Origin of the sequence: Microcoleus sp. T3_B1, from assembly GCF_036700445.1 — a bacterium.
GTDB lineage: Bacteria > Cyanobacteriota > Cyanobacteriia > Cyanobacteriales > Microcoleaceae > Microcoleus.
The window spans coordinates 1-18,957 of record NZ_JAUBOX010000113.1 but is presented as its reverse complement, the minus strand read 5'-3'; the positions used below and the strand labels follow the sequence as shown (position 1 = coordinate 18,957).

At 45.2% G+C, this 18,957-nt stretch carries 21 protein-coding genes and 1 pseudogene; 2 read left to right on the top strand and 20 right to left on the bottom strand.

Translation table 11 applies throughout. The features are described 5' to 3' along the window. Positions 1-335 (bottom strand): hypothetical protein (locus tag QT990_RS32960; protein ID WP_333466262.1); only part of this gene is annotated, 335 nt, incomplete at its 3' end. Positions 336-500: 165 nt separating this feature from the next. On the opposite strand from QT990_RS32960, the gene QT990_RS32955 reads away from it, so the two are divergent. Further along, on the top strand, positions 501-1,106 hold the full coding sequence (locus QT990_RS32955) for a Uma2 family endonuclease (protein WP_333142321.1): 606 nt from the start codon (positions 501-503) through the stop codon (positions 1,104-1,106). Positions 1,107-1,253: 147 nt separating this feature from the next. Here the strand turns inward: QT990_RS32955 and QT990_RS35940 are convergent, their stop codons facing one another. Both QT990_RS35940 and QT990_RS32945 read right to left on the bottom strand, forming a co-directional pair. After that, a complete protein-coding gene (locus QT990_RS35940) occupies positions 1,254-1,481 on the bottom strand; it encodes a type II toxin-antitoxin system RelE/ParE family toxin (RefSeq protein WP_445252027.1) in 228 nt (75 codons plus the stop codon). Further along, the gene (locus QT990_RS32945) at positions 1,478-1,768 is read right to left on the bottom strand and encodes a hypothetical protein (protein WP_333142319.1); all 291 of its coding nucleotides are present in this window, start codon (positions 1,766-1,768) and stop codon (positions 1,478-1,480) included. Before QT990_RS32945 ends, QT990_RS35940 begins: the two co-directional genes overlap by 4 nt. Before the next feature lie 2 nt (positions 1,769-1,770). On the opposite strand from QT990_RS32945, the gene QT990_RS32940 reads away from it, so the two are divergent. Continuing rightward, complete coding sequence (locus QT990_RS32940; RefSeq protein ID WP_333142318.1) at positions 1,771-2,223, top strand: reverse transcriptase domain-containing protein; 453 nt, start codon at positions 1,771-1,773, stop codon at positions 2,221-2,223. A 175-nt stretch (positions 2,224-2,398) separates the two neighbouring features. Here QT990_RS32940 and QT990_RS32935 read toward each other — a convergent pair whose 3' ends face one another. The 17 genes and pseudogenes from QT990_RS32935 to QT990_RS32855 form a co-directional block, all read right to left on the bottom strand. After that, complete coding sequence (locus QT990_RS32935) at positions 2,399-4,066, bottom strand: DUF4157 domain-containing protein (protein ID WP_333142317.1); 1,668 nt, start codon at positions 4,064-4,066, stop codon at positions 2,399-2,401. A gap of 72 nt (positions 4,067-4,138) precedes the next feature. Next, positions 4,139-4,396 carry a hypothetical protein gene (locus QT990_RS32930; protein ID WP_333142316.1) on the bottom strand — a complete coding sequence of 86 codons (258 nt, stop codon included), beginning with the start codon at positions 4,394-4,396 and terminating at the stop codon, positions 4,139-4,141. Between the two features lie 108 nt (positions 4,397-4,504). Continuing rightward, positions 4,505-6,211, bottom strand: a complete 1,707-nt coding sequence (locus tag QT990_RS32925; RefSeq protein WP_333142315.1) for a tail fiber domain-containing protein — start codon at positions 6,209-6,211, stop codon at positions 4,505-4,507. After that, positions 6,198-7,235, bottom strand: a complete 1,038-nt coding sequence (locus tag QT990_RS32920) for a phage tail protein (protein ID WP_333142314.1) — start codon at positions 7,233-7,235, stop codon at positions 6,198-6,200. Before QT990_RS32920 ends, QT990_RS32925 begins: the two co-directional genes overlap by 14 nt. Beyond that, entirely contained in the window at positions 7,205-8,179 is a 975-nt protein-coding gene (locus QT990_RS32915; protein ID WP_333142313.1) for a baseplate J/gp47 family protein, read from the bottom strand. Before QT990_RS32915 ends, QT990_RS32920 begins: the two co-directional genes overlap by 31 nt. 2 nt (positions 8,180-8,181) lie before the next feature. Continuing rightward, positions 8,182-12,573: a putative baseplate assembly protein gene (locus QT990_RS32910; RefSeq protein ID WP_333142312.1), complete on the bottom strand. Its 4,392-nt coding sequence runs from the start codon at positions 12,571-12,573 to the stop codon at positions 8,182-8,184. A 5-nt stretch (positions 12,574-12,578) separates the two neighbouring features. Beyond that, the gene (locus QT990_RS32905; RefSeq protein WP_333142311.1) at positions 12,579-12,965 is read right to left on the bottom strand and encodes a GPW/gp25 family protein; all 387 of its coding nucleotides are present in this window, start codon (positions 12,963-12,965) and stop codon (positions 12,579-12,581) included. Continuing rightward, positions 12,966-13,289 (bottom strand): hypothetical protein, encoded by a 324-nt coding sequence (locus QT990_RS32900; protein ID WP_333142310.1) that lies wholly within the window; start codon positions 13,287-13,289, stop codon positions 12,966-12,968. Between the two features lies 1 nt (position 13,290). After that, entirely contained in the window at positions 13,291-14,007 is a 717-nt protein-coding gene (locus QT990_RS32895; RefSeq protein WP_333142309.1) for a phage baseplate assembly protein V, read from the bottom strand. After that, positions 14,007-15,077 carry a contractile injection system protein, VgrG/Pvc8 family gene (locus QT990_RS32890; RefSeq protein ID WP_333142308.1) on the bottom strand — a complete coding sequence of 357 codons (1,071 nt, stop codon included), beginning with the start codon at positions 15,075-15,077 and terminating at the stop codon, positions 14,007-14,009. The genes QT990_RS32895 and QT990_RS32890 overlap by 1 nt, the downstream gene beginning before the upstream one ends. Before the next feature lie 5 nt (positions 15,078-15,082). Then, positions 15,083-15,730, bottom strand: a complete 648-nt coding sequence (locus tag QT990_RS32885) for a CIS tube protein (RefSeq protein WP_333142307.1) — start codon at positions 15,728-15,730, stop codon at positions 15,083-15,085. Further along, on the bottom strand, positions 15,721-17,034 hold the full coding sequence (locus QT990_RS32880) for a hypothetical protein (protein ID WP_333142306.1): 1,314 nt from the start codon (positions 17,032-17,034) through the stop codon (positions 15,721-15,723). Before QT990_RS32880 ends, QT990_RS32885 begins: the two co-directional genes overlap by 10 nt. Further along, entirely contained in the window at positions 17,021-17,545 is a 525-nt protein-coding gene (locus QT990_RS32875) for a phage tail protein (protein ID WP_333142305.1), read from the bottom strand. The genes QT990_RS32880 and QT990_RS32875 overlap by 14 nt, the downstream gene beginning before the upstream one ends. A 25-nt stretch (positions 17,546-17,570) precedes the next feature. Then, positions 17,571-17,723 (bottom strand): annotated as a pseudogene (locus QT990_RS32870) (DUF6760 family protein); the annotation flags it as partial. 17 nt (positions 17,724-17,740) lie between these two features. Further along, on the bottom strand, positions 17,741-18,130 hold the full coding sequence (locus QT990_RS32865; protein WP_333466261.1) for a phage tail assembly protein: 390 nt from the start codon (positions 18,128-18,130) through the stop codon (positions 17,741-17,743). Further along, positions 18,121-18,576: a phage tail protein gene (locus tag QT990_RS32860; RefSeq protein WP_333102188.1), complete on the bottom strand. Its 456-nt coding sequence runs from the start codon at positions 18,574-18,576 to the stop codon at positions 18,121-18,123. Before QT990_RS32860 ends, QT990_RS32865 begins: the two co-directional genes overlap by 10 nt. 24 nt (positions 18,577-18,600) lie before the next feature. Next, positions 18,601-18,957: phage tail sheath C-terminal domain-containing protein (locus tag QT990_RS32855; RefSeq protein ID WP_333466260.1), on the bottom strand; the 357-nt coding region annotated here is incomplete at its 5' end.

Genomic DNA, 18,957 nt, shown 5'->3' with positions numbered 1-18,957 from the left:
CGGGATGTTGCTGGGGGGGATGCGGTTTCTGGGGCGGCGGCGGCAAATAAGGGTTCGGCGGGATGGCGTTGCAGCAGAAGTTCCACTTCTTCTAGGCTGATTTGCAGTCCCCGGTAGGGTGCGGTGGCGCGATCGGGACTGTAGAGGGACTCGGCGAGGAGTACGGCTTTGTGGATGAGGGTGTCTATGCGGTTGAGCCAGGGGAGTAATTCTTCGAGGGGGGTGGTGGTTGCTTCGCCCATTGTGCGGGGGTAAGGGATGTGTTTGGGTTGCGCGGATAGCTGGATGCGCGGGTACGATTGGGTATTGGTGAGCTTACTTTTAGTCTCCCACACTCACGGGGAAACTAATCTAACGAGTCATCAGCGATAGAGAAGGCGATCGCCGACAAGAATAACACCATTATGCCTGTAGAGTGCGTTAGGCGCTTTCTTGGGTTAGTGTTACTAACAATTCTGGGGTCTTTTATAATTAAGCTACGTCCCGTTCAAACTCGACCTATGACCTATACCCCATCTAAACTACTTAGCTTCGAGGAGTTTATCGCCCAATATGGGGATAATACACGCTATGAACTAATTGATGGAGAACTCAGAGACATGGAACCTACAGGCCCACACGAAGCGGTTGCTGGGAGTATTGCGGGTAGAATCTATGTCGAAATTTTCCGCAATAATTTAAACTGGTTGGTTCCAAAAACTTGTCTGATCAAACCACTATACGCTGAAGCTACAGCGCTGCGTCCTGACGTAGTTGTTTTAGATAAAGCAGAACTTAGACAAGAACCACTTTGGCAAAAAGAACCCGTTATTTGTAACGGGAGTACCATTAAGCTTGTGGCTGAAGTGGTCAGCACCAATTGGCAAGATGATTATGCTAGAAAAGTGGAAGAATACGCTGTTTTGAATATACCAGAGTATTGGATTGTGGACTTTCGCGGCTTGGGTGGTTTGCAATTTATCGGTAATCCAAAGCAACCTACTTTCACGATCTGCCAATTAGTTAACGGTGTGTACCAGCAGCAACAATATCGCTTGGGAGATACTATTTCTTCTTATCTATTTCCAAATTTACAATTGAGACTCGACGACATTATGCCGACCTGAAAGCGATCGCGTTCTCGATCGCGCTTTTGTGTGGGTGTGCGATCGCCTCGATTTTCGTCTATCGAGCCCGATCGCCTTTAGTCATTTTGAAATATCTCCTGTAAATTGCGATAGCCACGCTCCACCCGGAGAATTTCGATATCATCTTCAACAACATGATAAAATACGATGTAACCCATCATCAATATTCCTCGCTTGCCCAGGTCTGAGTTGAGCGTAGGACTTGCCCACATAAGGGAATCGTGCGAGGTGTGGGCACTTTTGGGTAAATGTTTGTACGAAGCGATCGCCAGCATCAACGCTACTTTGCAGAAAATACTCGGAAATTTCTTCTAAGTCTTGACAGGCGGGAGCAGTTATGCGTAAAGCTCTCATCGGGAGGTCGATCTGGCAGCTTCTACTTTACTCCGCAATCGAATCAGAACTTCATCAACATCTAAGACATCCCCTCGCTCTGCTGCCTCTATGCCCTGTTCAATTTTTAGTCGCGTTTGTTCCACCCAAGCTAAGTATTCTGGGGTTTCGTCGGAGTTTTGCTGTACTATCTCATCTGCAAGGAGCACGAGAGCGGTATCAATTGCATCTTCTAGGGAAACGTACCCACCTTGCTGTGCGAGGGATTGAAGAATTTGGCTCTGCTGCGAACTGAGGGTGATTTGCATATTTGTTCGGTGCTGAACGATCGCCTTTGAGTTTAACAGAGGTAAATTTCATTTTATTGCGGCGGTGCGACAGATATCGATCGCGTCCGCTGTCGCCGCTGATGGGGGCGCTGTGCCTGAAGCCGCTGGATGACCGGATGGCTGAACTGGGCTGCTTTTATGTCCGCTATATGGACGATTGGGTCATCTTGGCACCGACGCGCTGGAAGTTGCGGAACGCGATTAAGGCGGTGAATCAGGTGATGGCGGATTTGCGGGTGGAAAAGCACCCGGATAAGACCTTTATCGGGTGGATATCGCGGGGCTTTGATTTTTTGGGCTATTGGTTTTCACCATCGGGTTTGGGGATTGCCCTGAAGACGGTGGAGAGGTGTTTGGAGAAGGTTTCCCGGCTTTATGAGCAAGGTGCGACCGTTGGGCGCATTGGGGAATATGTGGGGCAGTGGTGGCAGTGAGTGCGAGGTGGGGTAGATATTGCGTTCCTTTGGATTTCTTTTGTTTCTTTTCCGCCATCCTCCATTGGGAATTTTTCATCACGGGAGTCTTTCTTTTCCAGTCGTTGCTTATAGCTACTCTCTGCTATTTCGCTTATATACTATTTGGTCTTTCGATAAGTCAATACCCTTAGGCTTAAACTATTTCTAATGCGTCGTAATCTAGGTCGTTTCCGTTATCCGCTATGTGACTTAGTTCGTCTAAGATTCTATTCCTAGTGTTTTCCACTTCTTCTTCTCGCTTCTTTCCTAACAAGAAGTTTATGAACATTGAGATGATTGTCATCGCGAAGCCTAATAGGACGATAATCACGACCCTCTCGCTCTCCATGACCGACATAACTGGGAGCATATTTCCTATCGATAGTGGAACGATCAGTTTCCACAATAATTTCACTATAAGTGAAATTAATTCGACTAGGGTTAACGGGATTATCGCCGACTCCTGGTTATTGCATGAACCCAGACATTCTTTACACCTTTTTATTAGCGCCCATAAATCTTCGACGCTATTGTAGCTCAGGAGGGTGATGGTTACATACTTATCGTATTCGTTTCCGGTCGCGCCCATCATTGCAAGGAGTGCCGTCGCTACAATGTCGCTCATTTCGTCTAGATTTTGTTTGAGGACTCCGCCGTATAGCTCTACGTTCCTCTCTCGCCAGTTTTGGGCTACCCGTACCTCGTCACTCCAGTCTAGTTCTCCCGTTGTCTTCTTGTTTAGAAGATATATTTTCTCTGATTCCAGCCTCGCTTTGAAAAGTTTTCGCAGATTCGCCTCTTTCGCTCCTGTCACCTGATTATCAGTTATCCATTTACCGATACTATCATACGCTTCTCCTGGGTCTACAGGTGTGCCATACTTACAGCGTACCTTCCCGTCTGCCGCCTGAGCTATGGCAGTTCGGATTAGCTTTCTTTTCTCAGTGCTATCCATGCCTTCGACTGGTTCCTCTTTCGTTTCCTCTCGCCAGACGCTCTTCGCTAGCGCGTTCTGCTGCACCACATGGGTCAATTCATGCGCTAACAACTCCTCCCACCTACGACTCCCTGGCTCATACGCTCCCTGCCGAAAGAACACATCCTGCCCTGTGGTAAACGCATAAGCCTGAATCGATCGCGCCAACCGATCCGCCTGCGCCCCCGTATGCACGCGCACGCCGCCAAAATCCGCCCCAAACGCCCGCTCCATCGGCTCCTTCACCGACGGCGACAGCGGCTGTCCCCCGCCTTTGGCACGCTGCAACTCCCCTTCCCACTCGCTAGAGAGTTCTCCCCCTGCATCGCCCGCCGATCGCACGGTTATCTGCCGTTGCACCCGTCCCGCTTCCCCACCGGCTGGTATCCTCTCCTCCTCCGACTGTGCATTCTGTTCACGGAATGGGGAACTGTGAATTTCGTCAACCACTTGTCGCGCCACCCGATCGGCCTCTTCTTCGTACATATCCCCTGGCGTGCCGAGGGTCAGCTTCCGCTGTACCAGCGCCCCAGTTGCGGGTAGCGCCAGTGTTGCATTTTCCAACCTCATCTCCTGGGACAAACCCCCGAATAAGGGTTGACGCTGAATCCTCCCCTGACTGACGGGCATCATACCCCCCAGCATTGGCATCTCGCCTACCATCGTGGCGTTTAGACTGGATGGGTGAATGTGGGGATGTGTCTCCATCAGCAGTCCCATTTGCCGATTGCCGATCGCCCCTTGCAGGTCGTGCTCCTGGTGTACCGGGGATTTTACGCTTGTTTTGGTAGGGTGCGATCGAGTGGGTGCTGCCGATTTCTTTTGGTGCGTGGTTTGTTTGTCCATTTGTTCCTCGTTCCACAATGTGTTTTGTACGAGTTGACTGCTGACCCAAATAGTCGGGGGAAAATTCGATCCTTACGTTCCTTCGCCTGCCGATGCCAATGCACCATAGGGTGCGAGTTCGGCTGGACTATCTGAGGGCTGTGACACTTCGCCATTCGCCTCGCTGTCTGCTTCGGCGAGGACTTCTTCTAGTACCTGTATTGCCCCGCTGATTCGCAGGATGGTCTCTCGCAAGTTGCGTTGTTTCGTTTCATATTCCGTGAGGAGTTTTTGTCCTGCTTCAAATTCGGCTTTGAGAGATTGGAGACGTTGTTCGAGTATTTGTTTCATAAGTCGAGTAGTCAATTATCGATTGACTTATTTCTTCCCATTTTCGGAAAATTAAACTTTTGTAGGCGGCTACATCCTAGGTTTGGAAAATTAAAAATCGATGTTTTATCAATCTTTTCTAGTTTCTAATATTGTTACCTTATGTTGCAAGTCATGGATTTCTGTTGTAGTCTTTTCTTGGTTTCCTTTTATCTCCTTTATTGCCTGAACAATCAACGCATTGAGCTGCGTCATATTTATTCTTTTGTACCCGTCTACATCCTCTTCTACCCAATCGGAAAACACACGCTCCACATCTTGCGCCAAAAAACCAACCTGTGGTTTTTCTAGCTTTATTTTTATCCTCTGGGATAATTCTTCCATCGCTTCTGAATACTGTTCATGCTGGAGCGGACTCTCCAACATCGCGTTTTCTATCTTCTTGAGAAAATAGTTAATATCTGCCCACTTAAACGATACTGGGTTGAGTTGTTCGATTGTATCTAGAGCATTTGCGATCGGCACAATGTCTGTTTTCAATCTCAAGTCGGAAGGATATGTATCACTACGGTTCCCCCAAACGGCTCTATGCTCATTCCCCAAATTAAGTTGTAACCATGGGTCATTTTGCCATAAACGATTACCCACCCAGTACCTTCCCTCAGTGTAAATATTGCCCTTCACATAAAGATTACCCTCAACATGTAACTTCTCCTTCGGTTCAGCCGTACCGATGCCGACTTTACCATCATGCGTAATTCTCAATCTTTCCTGTAGTGTGTTGCTACGTGAACCTGGAGCTTTTGTATAAAACACCAAATGACTAGAGTAATTATTATCAAGTGAACGAAGGCGGGCTGTGGGGTCACTTGTTCCTACGTCCGTACCGTTAAAGTCAATAGCGGCTCCAGCATTTGCTCCTCCTGAATGGTTAGATAATGTCAGAATTGGTCCTAATTCTTTTTCTTGATCTTGGCGAATTTCTAGTCGTGTCTTAGGTTGAGCAACACCGATACCAACGTTGCCTGTCAGGTGACTTGTTCCTGTCACCTTGAGATTGCCGCCAACATTCAAATCTTTCCGAAGAGTTGTATTATCTTCAACTGTCAAGGTATTGTTCAGTTGCGTAGTCCCTGTCACTGTCAACTTAGCATTTTTTTCTATTAAGTTTAGATTGCCGCCGACATTCAAATCCTTCTGAAGTGTTGTCTTCTCTTTTACAGTTAACGTATTGTTTAGTTCAGTTTTATCTGTTACTTCTAACCTTCCGCTAATGCTCAAACTGCCAGTAAGTTGGGCTAAATTGGGATTGTTATCTCCATGCGATCGCAGTGTTACTTCGCTATTTCCCCCCCCAGGCAACCGCAATCCACAATACTGACGAACACTCTCATCAATCTTAGTTATTTTTCCGTCAGTAACAGTCAGCTTGGCTAAAGCAATGGAACGTTCTGAGGCATCAAAATCAATGAGAGGTTCCTCGACAATCCGCCTATACCCATCTGTAGTATCCTCCTGTCGCGACTCCTTTTTTTCTGCATATTTAATAAATAGAGTGTTGTCTTTCTGCCCTGGCAAATCCACGATTCGCTCAGTGTGCAGGATGATTTGCTTTCCTTGTTTATCCACAACTGTACCAGGAGACACCTTAATCTTTAAACCACCCTCTTGAACTTCAGTCACCTTCAACCCTTCAGCAATACCTGAAACATGAAGGAGACGATTGTGACGTTGCTCTCGGTCAATATGGTATTTCTGTTCTAGCTCAAAATCATCTTCTAAAAGATACTGTCCGGCAAAATAATTGGGACGTTGGTAAATATCATTTACTGTCATTATCCTTCTCCTTGTATTGTTCAATAGTTCCCTGTTGTGTTCCCAAGAGTGTGTTTCCCTCTATAGGTTTTCCTTTTTCAGATTGTTTGTAAATCTTCAACCCACTAGATAGCTCAAACGGCTTGTTCTTAAACACTGTTTTTGGGTCAGCGTCGGCATAGTTGACTGTAATGGTCATTTTTCCTTTGACTTTGGTATTACTTAGATTTAGATTTGCCAAGTTTACATACCAAACTTTATTAGCAGCAAACTCTTCTGGGGTGATGGAGTGACTGACACGGACAGTCTTTCGACCTATTTCCCGTTTGTAAGGCTCTGCCTGTGCGGGACTCCCCTTGATACTGAGTACCAAAACTTCATCCGTCTCTTGCTCAACACTTGCTGTAATCTCACCGTTCTTTTCCAGCGGGACAGAATAACTCTGACCCGTAAGCCGCATTGTTGGTATCAGAATTTTAAGTGCATAATAGGTATGCGCTGGCTTCTCCTGGTCAATAATCGCCTTGGCAATTCGAGCCTGTTGCCAATACTTTTCTAGGTCAGGATCTGGTAAAGTTACCTGGACTTGAAAGTAGTGGGGCGGGTCGTCAAATTCAAAAACCTCAACTTTTTTAGGCAAATTAGAGCTTTCCAGATAAAGCTCCAGAATTTCCTTCAAGCCCGCCTTCGTGCCGCGCCGACGATACAATGGCACAATTTTACTGATAAACTGGCGCTTGGTTTCATCGCCCCACTCATCTCGCAGACTTAACGCCACCCAACCCGCCAACCAAGGCAAAAATTCACTCTGAGCTGTATCAGAGTCTTCTTTTATACCCGGATTAAAATAAGTATAGATGCTGTTAATGTCTTCTTCTAATCCGTGTTGTTTCGGAAACGGAACTTCAGGCTCGGCAGAGGATAAACCGCTCAAAATCCGCTCGAAAGCCAGTAAGAACCGCCCCAAAAACGGATCGGCTTGCTGGATGGCTGGCAGATACTCCAAATAACTACTTACTCTGCTGGATTGGTTATTGGTTTCCATTCTCCCCCCCTTTGTTCCATCATCGTAAAACTATTTTTATCAACTTGCACTGCCACCAATTCATTGTCATTGAGGATAATGCTAGTCAGGTTATTATTATCAGTAAGCTGCTCAGTTTTGGTAGTACCAGATACCTCAAGGTTGACCCCCCGAACGTAATCCACCCCAGGCAATCGATCCAGTAATTGATAAAGTTCAGAAATGTAGACATTCTGACCAAACGGCCAACCTTTGCCCTCCCAGTAGGTATGTGAGTTAAGGGGAGCGAAGAAATTTTCTACCTCCTTGATTGCCTTGTCTGGAACTGTCAATGGATTAGCACCATCCTCTAGATATAACTGCGCCCTAATTTTTAAATGCACATAATCGGGGGCTACGATGTGAAGGCGAGTAGTCAAGAGTCGCCATTCATCCAAGTATTCCATCAGAGCGTTGGTTAGCTCTTGTGTGGGTTTGGGTTCTTTGTCTATAGATTCCGGAACCACCACCAAACTTATATGTCCGGGTGCTTTTCTGGTTCTGGCTACCGAGTCTGTTTGACTCAGATTCCGTTCTGGTATGCAGCGCGATCGCCTAACCTGACCTTCAATTTTATCACTCTTCCATGCCAGCGCCAGTCGCTCAAAATCTTCACTACTAACTGCCCGATCGGGTTTTCGCAGGTCTAAAACAGTTTGTCGAATCGCTGCTTGTAAATCCCCTTCCAGCTTCCATTCAGGGCCATTGAGCAGCTTGAGAAACGTTTCCACATTCTTGTCGGTAACACGATTGACCCGATACAATACCATCTCCGTCAACCAAGCCAGCAGCTCAATCAGGATAATTCCGGTATCGCTTGAATTGTGGTCTGTCCACTCCGGACACTCGATCGGAATGAGAGAACGCGCTTCTTCTAAAAGGTCAGCATAGGTGCGGTCATCCAAATTCGGCAAAGGTAATGGCATTTTTATGCTCCCTCCTTTGGCAAGATCGAGCTAATAGTATGAGTGCCAGAGTAAATCAACTGCTCTGGAGATAAGTCTTTCGTCTGAGGGTCTGGTTCGACCTTTAAAGACCGAACGTGGTCTACCCCTCGAATTGACTGGATTTCTGCATATAAATCTGACTGTTGAGGCAAACGCCCCAAAGCCCATCCCTGACCTTTTTTTCCTCCTGTCAGGGGATGTAGAAATTTTTCCAACTGCTCAACGACTGCTGTTCTGACCGCATCCGCCGTCTCCAGGGATTTCGGAACCACCTCAGCCGTAACCGACGCAGCCTGCCACTCTGGGCCAGTAACTTGTAAGTATACACAGGGGTCACAACGCTCGCGCATATAAGCCTTCACCAGATCGATCAATGCCAGACTGGGAACAGGTTGAGGCGCTGTAGTTCTCGGCACGATCAGGATTCTGATTTGTCCAGCATTGTCAGCTTTCGCTTTGTTGTGTTTTTCTATTTCTCCTTCGTCTGGCTTGGGTTTTTTCGGGTCTAGCCACAAGTCAGGATCGAGCGGGTCAAATGGAGGGTTGTCTTTTTGATCCTGTGACTTCTGTTTAAAAGTAGGAGCGATCGCTTTTGCCCTAGCGACATCTGGTGAGGCTTCGTAAGCCAAATCCTCAAAGTCTTGAATCGTTACAGCGCGATCGCGGTGGCGAAGAAACTTGGGCCCTCGTTCTTTTACCCGATCGATAGATTCCTGTTCGGTTCCCCCCCCAGCAGCTTCCAGGTTAGTCACCTTTTCTATATATGGAACCGTAGTCTTTAGCTGAACAACAGTATTAGCAGCCAAATTTCCCCGCGTCCCGCCACCCGTTTGATACTGCCCGAAGCGAATATTGTTGCGTCCTTGAGGCGGCACCATCCCATACTGCCCATCCCCAAACCGCACTTCACCCGTCAACCGATCCAAGACATAATGGCGATCGCGCGGTCCCGAACCATAGAAGTCCCGCACTTTGTGCCAGCGGACCCATACCGCTTCTATCTCTCCAGCCTCATCCCTAAAAACTTTTACCGCCTCATTTCCCTCTAGAGACTCGATCGCTGCCCGTTCCTCAGCAGAGGGAATCTTGACTTCCTGCACTTCTAGCTGCTCACCTTGGAGTACGGGTTTTTGGACTGTACGGAAAATCTGACTGGTAGTGCCATCACTTGACCCTAAAATTTCATTTTCCAGGGTGATTGCCTGAGTTGCCCACATCGTGTTGGTCAGCAGTCGTCGCAGGCGAGGCGGTACGCGAAACTGACCTTGCTGCCAATTTACTCGCAACCAGAAAAGCTCTTGACCAAATTCCGAAGTTTTTTCCCAGTCAGTTGGGCCGATAAACTGAATCAGCCCTCGTTCAGCAAAAGTATTCGTTTCATCTTGAACTCCCAACCAAGACCACCCGGAAGGACTGGCATATTCCCAAACCAGTCGCACGGGTTCTGTATTGCTCGGTTGCACTGACTGTGGGGGTTCTACCTGAGCAAAAAGGCTTGTGTGTCGATTCGCAAACGGTTTGTCAAACCCCAGGTAGAGAGCCGGATATCGATCGGCTGTCGTCTTAAAAGGCTGAAAAGATTGCATAACTTTCGTTTTTTCGACTAAATCAAGAGTCAAGGCTGACCGGATCGTGACCGTTTGGCGATCGACATTGACTGCTTCTACTTCACATTCATATTCTTGTGTAGTGCTGCCATTAGTCGTAACAATTCGCAGGCGATCGCCTACCCTAAAATGCTTAACACTAGACAGCTTAAAAATTGTTTCCCCTTTCTTAGCTTCTGCTTTCAGGGTAGTGAAAAACTCCACTAATTTTCCAGCATCCCGATCTGCTGCTAATACTGGCTGTACGGTGACGGTTCTCTGTTCGAGATCGATTGCTTCAATTTCCTGTTCTTCTGTGCGATCGATCCACAGGCGATCGCCTACAGCCAAACCCGCGACACTAGCAAGCTTGAGAATTTTTTCTTTGGATTGTGCTTTTTCTCTAAGTGCAGTAGTTAAGAATTCTACATAATGAAAATCATTATAAGCACAACAAGCTGACAAAGAACCACTTGCTTCATAGCTATAGCTCAAACTCAACGACTCCACTGATGGGGGCTGAAAACTGGCTTCGCTAAACATGAAGACAGGAGGAGTGTTACTGTCTGGGCTTTTTTCAATGATAGCTGGTTTCCCATAATCGCCTTTAACAATCCGCGCCCGAATCCAATAGCAGGTTTCCCCATTAACCGTACCTCGATCTATTTTTGAAGGCAAGGTTAAACTCACTTTTCCACTACCAGTAAGTGTACTTGGGGATGTTTGAATTATGCTTGTTTTTGTCTCCTGATCCTTGCTCAGTCGGGTTTTTAACTCCAATTCTTCATTATTAATCGCTTCAATAATATTATCTTCCTGTGTACTACCCCCCGGAGCAATTCGGATAGAATTTTCTGTTACAAAACCCTTCGTACTTTTAACTTTTATTGTTGTTGAACCCGCAATCGCTTTTTCTGATAAAGTTGTTTCTAATATAGCTTTTTCTAATTGCTCCCAGGTATGACCATTCCATGCTTCCCACGCCATCTCCACACCGCCATCAATTTTGACAGGTAGTCCATTACTTAATTGCAAATCGATTGTAACTATAGCACCGGGTCTGGCAAAAACTTCCTTACTTGCAATATATAGGGTGTCATTAAAGCGAGGTTGTTCTCCAAAAGGGTAAAAGTCCTTACTGAGATCGAGGGGAACCGTGTTGAAGAAGCAGAAGTCAGGTGTTAAATTGTTCTGCTCGATCTTTGCACTAGCAGTGATGTTATTAACTATTGGAAGTTTTAAGAACCATACTCTAGTATCTTTTGGATGACTGTACTGGAGAGGTGTCTCAAGGGTAAGCGTTTTTATCTCAGAGTCAATACTGATAATTTTACAGTCTTCCTGGTTACTACTACCCGCAACTCGAATAATATTATTAACTAAATTAATGTTTGTAATATCTTTAAGCTTAAGCTGTGTTTTTCCTTTCACTGCTTCTTCATCAAGCGTTGTTCCTTTAATTGCATCTTTATCAAGTAATGCCTCAAGTAATGGCTGATTTAGTGATGCCTTTAACCAGCCAGCTTCTATGCCGTTTATCGTCTGATTTGTAAGAACTGGAAAATTTTGAGTAACTACTTCCAACTTACCATCTATTAGCTTGTTTTCAGTTATTTTCAGCACTTGCCAGCTACCATCCCAATACGACCAATTTATTAGTAGCTTTGCTAGGTCGGTTGCTTCAGACGAGTAAAATTCTAGAGTTATAGTTTTATTTCCAGGCAAGGTAAAAAGTTCATCGCAGGCTAAATACAGACAATGCTCAATCGGTTGTTCTGCTGTAAACGCCTCAAATGCAGCATCTTTTTTACCCGTTGCTTGTGAAGTGCGATCGCTATACTTGTCTTTCTCAGGTTCCCGCACAAACACCGCCTTCAGTTGGGCAGTCGTTACAACCAGTTCGCCATCGGTTTCAAACACCACTTCTTCTTCCTGTTCATCAGCAGGTGGGGCAGCGACCTGAGTGTGGGCAGGAACCAGCGCATCTACAGGACTCCTTTCTACTAAAGAAAAAGTCAGAGGCACCTTGGCAGGCTGAGGAGGCAATAGCTGAGTGCCAATTAAGTCGAGGAAAGCCAGGAAATTTTTGTCTGGGGCTTGGTTAAGGCGATCGCTCACCAGCGCCGCCATGCGCCCGAAAATGCGAATCAGCCCCCGTCCTGCATCCGTCTCTACTTTGACTTTTACTACCTTAAGAGACGAAATTTGACTGATTCTCTCCGCTAGGGTTGCATCTACGACAGTACCTCTAGTAGCGATGGTATCATTATTATCCTTAACGTCCTGATCCAGTGTCCGCCCTACCAGAGCGTTGGGTTCAACTTCAATAGACCCAGGTGGCTGCATTTTTACCTTCACTCGGCTGAGTCCCTCAATTTTGCTGAGCTTCTCTGCCAAGACTGTATCTATGACTGTACCTCTGGTGGCTATTATCTTTGCTTTTCCATCCTTAAGATCCTGATTAAGGATAAGACCAGCAAGCCTACTTTTATCTTTTGGATCGATCTCACTAGATCCAGGTGGTTGCCAACCCTTCACCTTCACTCGCTTAAGACCCTGAATCTTGATAATTTTATCAACTAGGTCTTTATCTATTACCTTGCCGCTGAAAGAAGCTATCAGCCCATGTTCATCTTTTACCTCCTCAGCCAACGTTCGACCGAGCAATAATTTTTCAAAATCTTGCGGTAGAACTTCACTGATTGTGAAATCCTCAACTAACGCCTCAGTCTGAGCGACAATATCTTCATAACTGCGATCGTCAATTTTTGGAGGCTGAATCGACATAATAATTACTGTAAATAAAACGGATACACCAAATTAAACCGATTATTAGTCGTGCGAACCTGATAATTAATTAAAATCAGCAATTGATTCGGCTGAGCTTCATCAGGATTAGCATCTACTTCCAGTAGATCGATACGTGGTTCCCAGTCAATCAGCGCTTGACGCACTTCGTCAATGACTTGTCCGATCGTGCCAGGGCTATTATTGGCAAAGACCAGATCGTGAATGCCACACCCAAAATCAGGTCGCATAATGCGATCGCCTTTAGCAGTACCCAGAATCATCAAAATCGACTGGCGAACGCAATCTTCATAGCGTGCCATTTCGATTTTTCCGGCACTGTTGATCTTCACCGGCGATGTCCATCCCACCCCTAAAAAATCTGCATTCATTTACATTCCCTTCACGCGAACTTGAGTCACCAAAATATTCAACGAAGAGCCAGTGGGGATCGCCACCGCTTTGCTATCCCGCAGCAAAACAGGCTGTCCCATTACCTTGACTCGGAGTGCAGCACTCACCCACTGCGCCATTACGCAAGGGCCAACGTTAGCTGGCGGTGGTGGATTGACGCAACCTGCAACGGTATAGGGAAATACCTGAGTCACCACAGGTTGTCCCATCACTTTAACTCTGGGATTAGGGGCTGTGGGTTGTGCTTGTCCCCCATGAGCGCAAATAACACTCGCCCCAGCGTGTAACAAATATCCCGGCATTTCAAATTACCTCCAACGCACCATCGTTAATTTTCACGCCTGCCATGCACTTCAAAGCCATGCCAGCATTAGCTTGAATATTGCAATTAGAATTGGCTTTTACCTCAACTTTTGAATTTGCTTTAATTTCACAATTTTGCTGAGTTTGAATAGCTAAATTTTTACATTTGATAGAAATATCTCCATCGCTGCTTTCCAGACTGATTTTACCTTTAGCTTTTATCGAAATATCTTTTTCTCCTTCGATGCTAATCGCGTTATTTTTTGAATCGATGACGATCTGGTTTTTGCCAGTACCATCGCAGATAGTAATCTTCTCGGCATTTTCCGTATCGTCCAGAATAATCTGATGACCGCTGCGGGATTTAATTACCCGCAGATTGTTTTTGCCATCGGTATTAGATTCAGGCGGCTTATCTTGACCATTCCAAAGCCCCCCCAAAATATAAGGAGAAGAAATATCGCCGCGATCGAAAGCCACTAACACCTCATCATCGACTTCCGGCAAAAAGTAGATTCCCCGCTGCTTCCCCGCCATCGGTGTCAATACCCTCGCCCAGTAACTTTCATCTGTCTCGGAAAGGCAAGGAAATTTTACCCTGACTCGCCCCAATCCCTCCTCATCTTTGTTATTGGTCACGATGCCTACAGTGACACCGTAAAATCGATCGCTTTCTTGATTTGCATCCTGTAAATAGGACAATAGATTATTTCCCATCACGCCGCATTCCTCCTGACCGAAAATTCCGTGCGATATCCTAAATCTTCCGAATAAATATGAGTGACTGAAGTTAGATAATAAAGACCACTAAAACGTTTACCCAATCCAGTCATTTCGATAGTATGACCGACACGCAATTCTGGATTTCCATGACACATACCTTCACCCGTAATATAAGCGAGAGCCATATCATTATACTGTCCTTTAGCTATTTGTTCTGCTTCCGCTTGACTTAATACAGGCTCATTAATAATAACATGAGTGGCTTTACCGAAAGCGCGATTAGTATTTTTTGGTCCGCTAGTGCTTCCTTTCATGGTAGTGGTTTCATCGCCAGCACCCGCTTTGCCAACCAGAGCTTTTTTCTGCTTCACATCCCAGATATGCACTTCTACCTGTCCCACCTGGCTCATCGTACTCAAGCGAGGCGAAAATTCTATTAAATCGTCGCTTCGATTGAGCGTCAAAACCTTTTGAGTATTATTTTGGTGCGATCGAAAGTATAAGGTTTTGCCTTCTACTGTCACCTCATACCCAATGCGCTTAGCCCGTTGCTGGAGAAATTCTAAATCGGTTTGGTTGGCTTGGAAAATATATTCCAATTTTATACTGGTATCTTTAACTTTGCAACTAATTCCCTGTTCCCCAGCTATTTTACTAGCAATATCGCTATCTTTCATCTGAGTAAAAGAGCGAGTTTTACAGCCCCTTAACAGTCGATGGCGCAAATCGTGACCCCGCACCACTAAAATCGGAGTTGCCGTTTGGGAAAATTCCGGTTCTAATCCAGTAATTTCTCCAACAACTAAAGTTTTTAAAGTGTTCCCGTACCCCATTTGAATTTCGATCGTATTCCCAATATCAAACAATTCACTATCTGCCCAAGTAATTTGGCTTTTTACCAGATTCCAGTTCACCAATTCGAGGGTAAACATAGCGGGTATGTCCAAATCTTCGGAAACAGTTACGGAGAGTAGATCCACCTTTGTTTCCATAGGTAAGCGGTTTCCTTTAATCAGGACGTTCAACTTAGGAACTAATGAGTCAACTCCACTAGGGTTAGGCACTGTAATTATTGCCTCCCTTGCGTAATGCTATCCGCACGCCTTGGCGGTATCGTCAAAGATGTACCGGGTTCCAATAAACGCGGATTATCCATGTTATTTTCTTTGGCAATCAACCGCCACATAGCAGGATCGTTATATTCTTGCGTGGCGATGCTGCTGAGAGTTTCTCCTTGCTTAACAATCCGAATCGGGTCGTCTATTGGATTTTCAATTTTTTTCTCTTGTATGGGGTCTTGCCACTCCTGAAAATTGCAACTCAATTTAGCAGAAACGGGAGTTCCATCTTCTAAAAAATGGGTAAAAGTTTTAGTTAAAGATTTAAGAATTCCCAGAGGTAATAAGACATTTTTACCCCAAATTAATTGGCATAAAGGGGGTCGGCAGGCATTTTTCCCCTTTAGAGTTAAGCTGTAGATTTGTTTGGTATAGTTTTGAACGTTTTCCGGCGGATATTTCCCTAATATTGTGGTATCAAAAAATAACTCAATGGTTAAAGTGGCTGGACCAGGATCGGCGACAGGGCCGTTTTTATCTTCACTCCAACCTGTTTTGCTAATCGCAACTTGGTTGGGATTAAATAAGACTTGTATTTCTTTGGTAGGTTTTCCTTGAGTTTGGTCTTCAATTAGAATTTTTAGTTTTTCTAGCGCCATCGTTTTTGTCCTCTTCGCTCACTTTCGATCGCGAGCCGTCGTATCAGTTTACGCTCTACTTTGTCTGCTAAACTATCCAGATCAATCTGAGTTTGGCTGCTTGTCTGAATAGGAGACGAATACTGTACTTGTATAGCTGAACTTGCAGAACTATTGGGAAAAGTCCTGGCAGAATTGTTAGTATCAGTATGGGGAACAGTTCTGGCGATCGCAACTTCAGTTGCTTTTCTCTGTTCTGCCTTTTCTCCTGGGCGATATTGTTTACTAACTAGATCCTGACTCCCATTAGCTGCTACTGTTCTGGTGCTGGGTAATGGAGGAACAGACCATAAAAGTTGGGTATCCAATCCCTCCCAGCTAGGGACTATATTTGGCTTAACTAATAACTGTGAATTTCGTCCGGTTAACTCCGTCTTTTTTGCGCCTAACTCCTCCGTAGGAGTTAATAGCATATTTCGAGTTTTGGTAGCCTGATTTATAACTTTTACTGTAGAGCCATACCCTTCATTTGTCAATACCCTATCTGCCATTATTTCGCCAAACAAAGGAGCAGTTGGCGATACCATTTCCGAAATCGAGTCCGGCGTAAACTTAACTAGGGGGAGTGTTGATTTCCCCAGTTCGCTGCTAACTGACTTTCCGGGCCTACTTGGGGATAATATATCGGCAGATTGAGTGGCTGAGTCTAATTTAGCCTGAATAACAGGCAATTGGTTAACTGAGATTTTGGAAAACTCTAAGTTAGAATTTGAATTTATCGGATTAGCTGACTGATTAGGCTGCCCAATATTGTCTAAATTTTTTGAACCTGAATTAATATAAACCAAAGATTCGGCTAGAGTCTCAGAAATACTTTCAGGAATGTGATTTTGTTTTTGGTCGTTTACTTCACTTAGTTGCGAGCTTTGCCGAGGCAAGTTATGAAGTAAGGTTGATTCGCTACCAGGAGCAAATTTTGCTTGAATAATGGGTACTTCTTTTCGATGTACTTTCGGGACAGATGAAGTTTCTGAGAGATTAACTTTTTCCCCATTATTGTCTGGAATAGGTAGAGGCTGAGCGTAAACGAGGGGAAGATGATTCGCTGATTGAGTCGTTACACTAGACCAGCGCCGCTCCATTAGTGCGAGTAAGGGTAGCCGATCGCTCAATCGTTGCGATCGCGAAATAATCGCTCCTGCTAACTTAGAAGTATTAATCAGCCCTGGCTTTTCTAAAGGGCGCATCAGTCGCGCTTGGAACTTTTGGTCAATCCCATCCTGCCAACTGGTTCGTTCTGTTAAATAGGGCTTAAGTTGTGACATAATTTATACCCAAGCCTATCGGACCAAAAGTTACAGGTTTATCAATACCCTGGTGAATCAACTCCAGTCTTTCAACCGCCACTTCAGTAGCATTACTAGCATTAAAAGTAGGGCCAGACCACTTCACAGGATAAGCATTTTTAAAATTCCATAACATCACAGGAATTTGTTGGCGGGTCAGCAAAATAATCGTGACATTTTTAAGTTGAATATTGCCTTGAGTTGTCGATTGATACCAAGTCCAAAGCGTATCGTTCGATGTCAGACCGTGACTTAACACAAGATTTGGGTATCGAGTGCGTCTGGGAAATTGATGGCTATATCCATTCACTCCTCCTTCTTGATAGGATTCAAATTCAATTTCGCTTTCCAGTCCCGTAATCTCACTAAAACCACCCGTTATTAACCCTTCAATTTCGAGATAAAAGTTAGAACCGTTATAAGGATCGAAACGAATGCCTGTTAAGCTATTTGCGAAACTTAAACCCACATTTAACAGTGTTTTTTCCACGATTTACTCCTCAATGACTGCTCAACTAAAAACTAGACCCCAATCCCTCGTTTAACGTTTGATTGATTCGCATAACTTCAGCAACCCACTGCTGTCTTTCTCGGTGTTCAAATCTCATAATTTGTTCGTAAGACCAGTGAAAGTGATAGGCAATATAAGCTACCTCCTCAAGCAATCGTTCTGAGGGGTAGCAAACTACTCCCCCGCTGGCACAGTTTCAACCTCAAATTCTCCTTGACAATGAGGACAAGCAACGAGGAAGCGACTGTGACCGTTTTGGTTGATGCGCTGGTAGAAATCTTGCAAGTAAACCAAATCGGCAGAAAAGAGGTTTTCAATCATTTTCGGATTGATATGTTCGACATCTCCCAACCGAACGATCGTCCTTGATAGAAGAATAATCACCAAATAAGCTGAATTTGATTGAACGCGCGGATCTCGCAGTGGTGCAATTTCGTCGAATGCAGTAGCTAATCGCATCGTTCCTGCTCGATGGACATTACCTTCTGGGTCTATATATCCTTGAGGTAAAGTAAAGGGAAATTCAGTCTGCGGTATCATGGGGGAATTTAAACTTACGACCATTTATCAACGCTGATGCCTTCATGGGCAATTTCTAAAGTCTCAACGGCCACTTCATTAGAAGTCGCATTAAAGTCAGGCCCCGACCAAGTGACAGGCCAGCAATGAGTTAAATTCCAGCGAATTTTTTCTTGACCTGTTTCATCTAAGAGAACAATGGAGATATCTTTTCTGTACTCAGCACCCCCTTTCACTGTATTTTCCCGCCACTTCCAGAGTTCTTGATTATTGGTTGTGCCTCGCTTCAGAGTGATATTATTGTAGGTTACTAAACCTGGCAGTTTTCTGACGGTTGGCGGATCGGTTCCTTCCCGATATTCGGCGGGAGTTTGGGTGGAGTTGAGTCCGCTACATTCTCGAAAACCAGCATGGATAATGCCATTCCATTCAACCCAGAAGCGATAACTTAAATAGGGATCTGGTTTGTGGGGGGCTTTTAGATCTGGCATGGTGAATCCTCCTGTTCAAAATTATTAAGGTTGAGTCGTTGAATTAACTCCAGCCGTCCCGTGGATGAGGCGAACGACAATAAACTCGTTGGGTTTAGTCGGTGCTAATCCAATTTCCGTGACGACTGTGCCGATATCGCGCATTTCTGGCGGATTAGTTTCGCTGTCGCATTTAATGTAAAACGCTTCTTGGGGAGTTCGTCCTTGCAATGCGCCTTTTCGCAGTAATGATTCTAAATAAGTGGTTAATTCGCGTTCAATACGCACCCACAATTTGAAATCATTTGGCTCGAAAACAACATCCTCTAAGTTTCTCTCTATCCAGCGAAGAACGGTTAAGAATAATCGCCGGACGTTGATATATTGCCAATCTGGATTTTG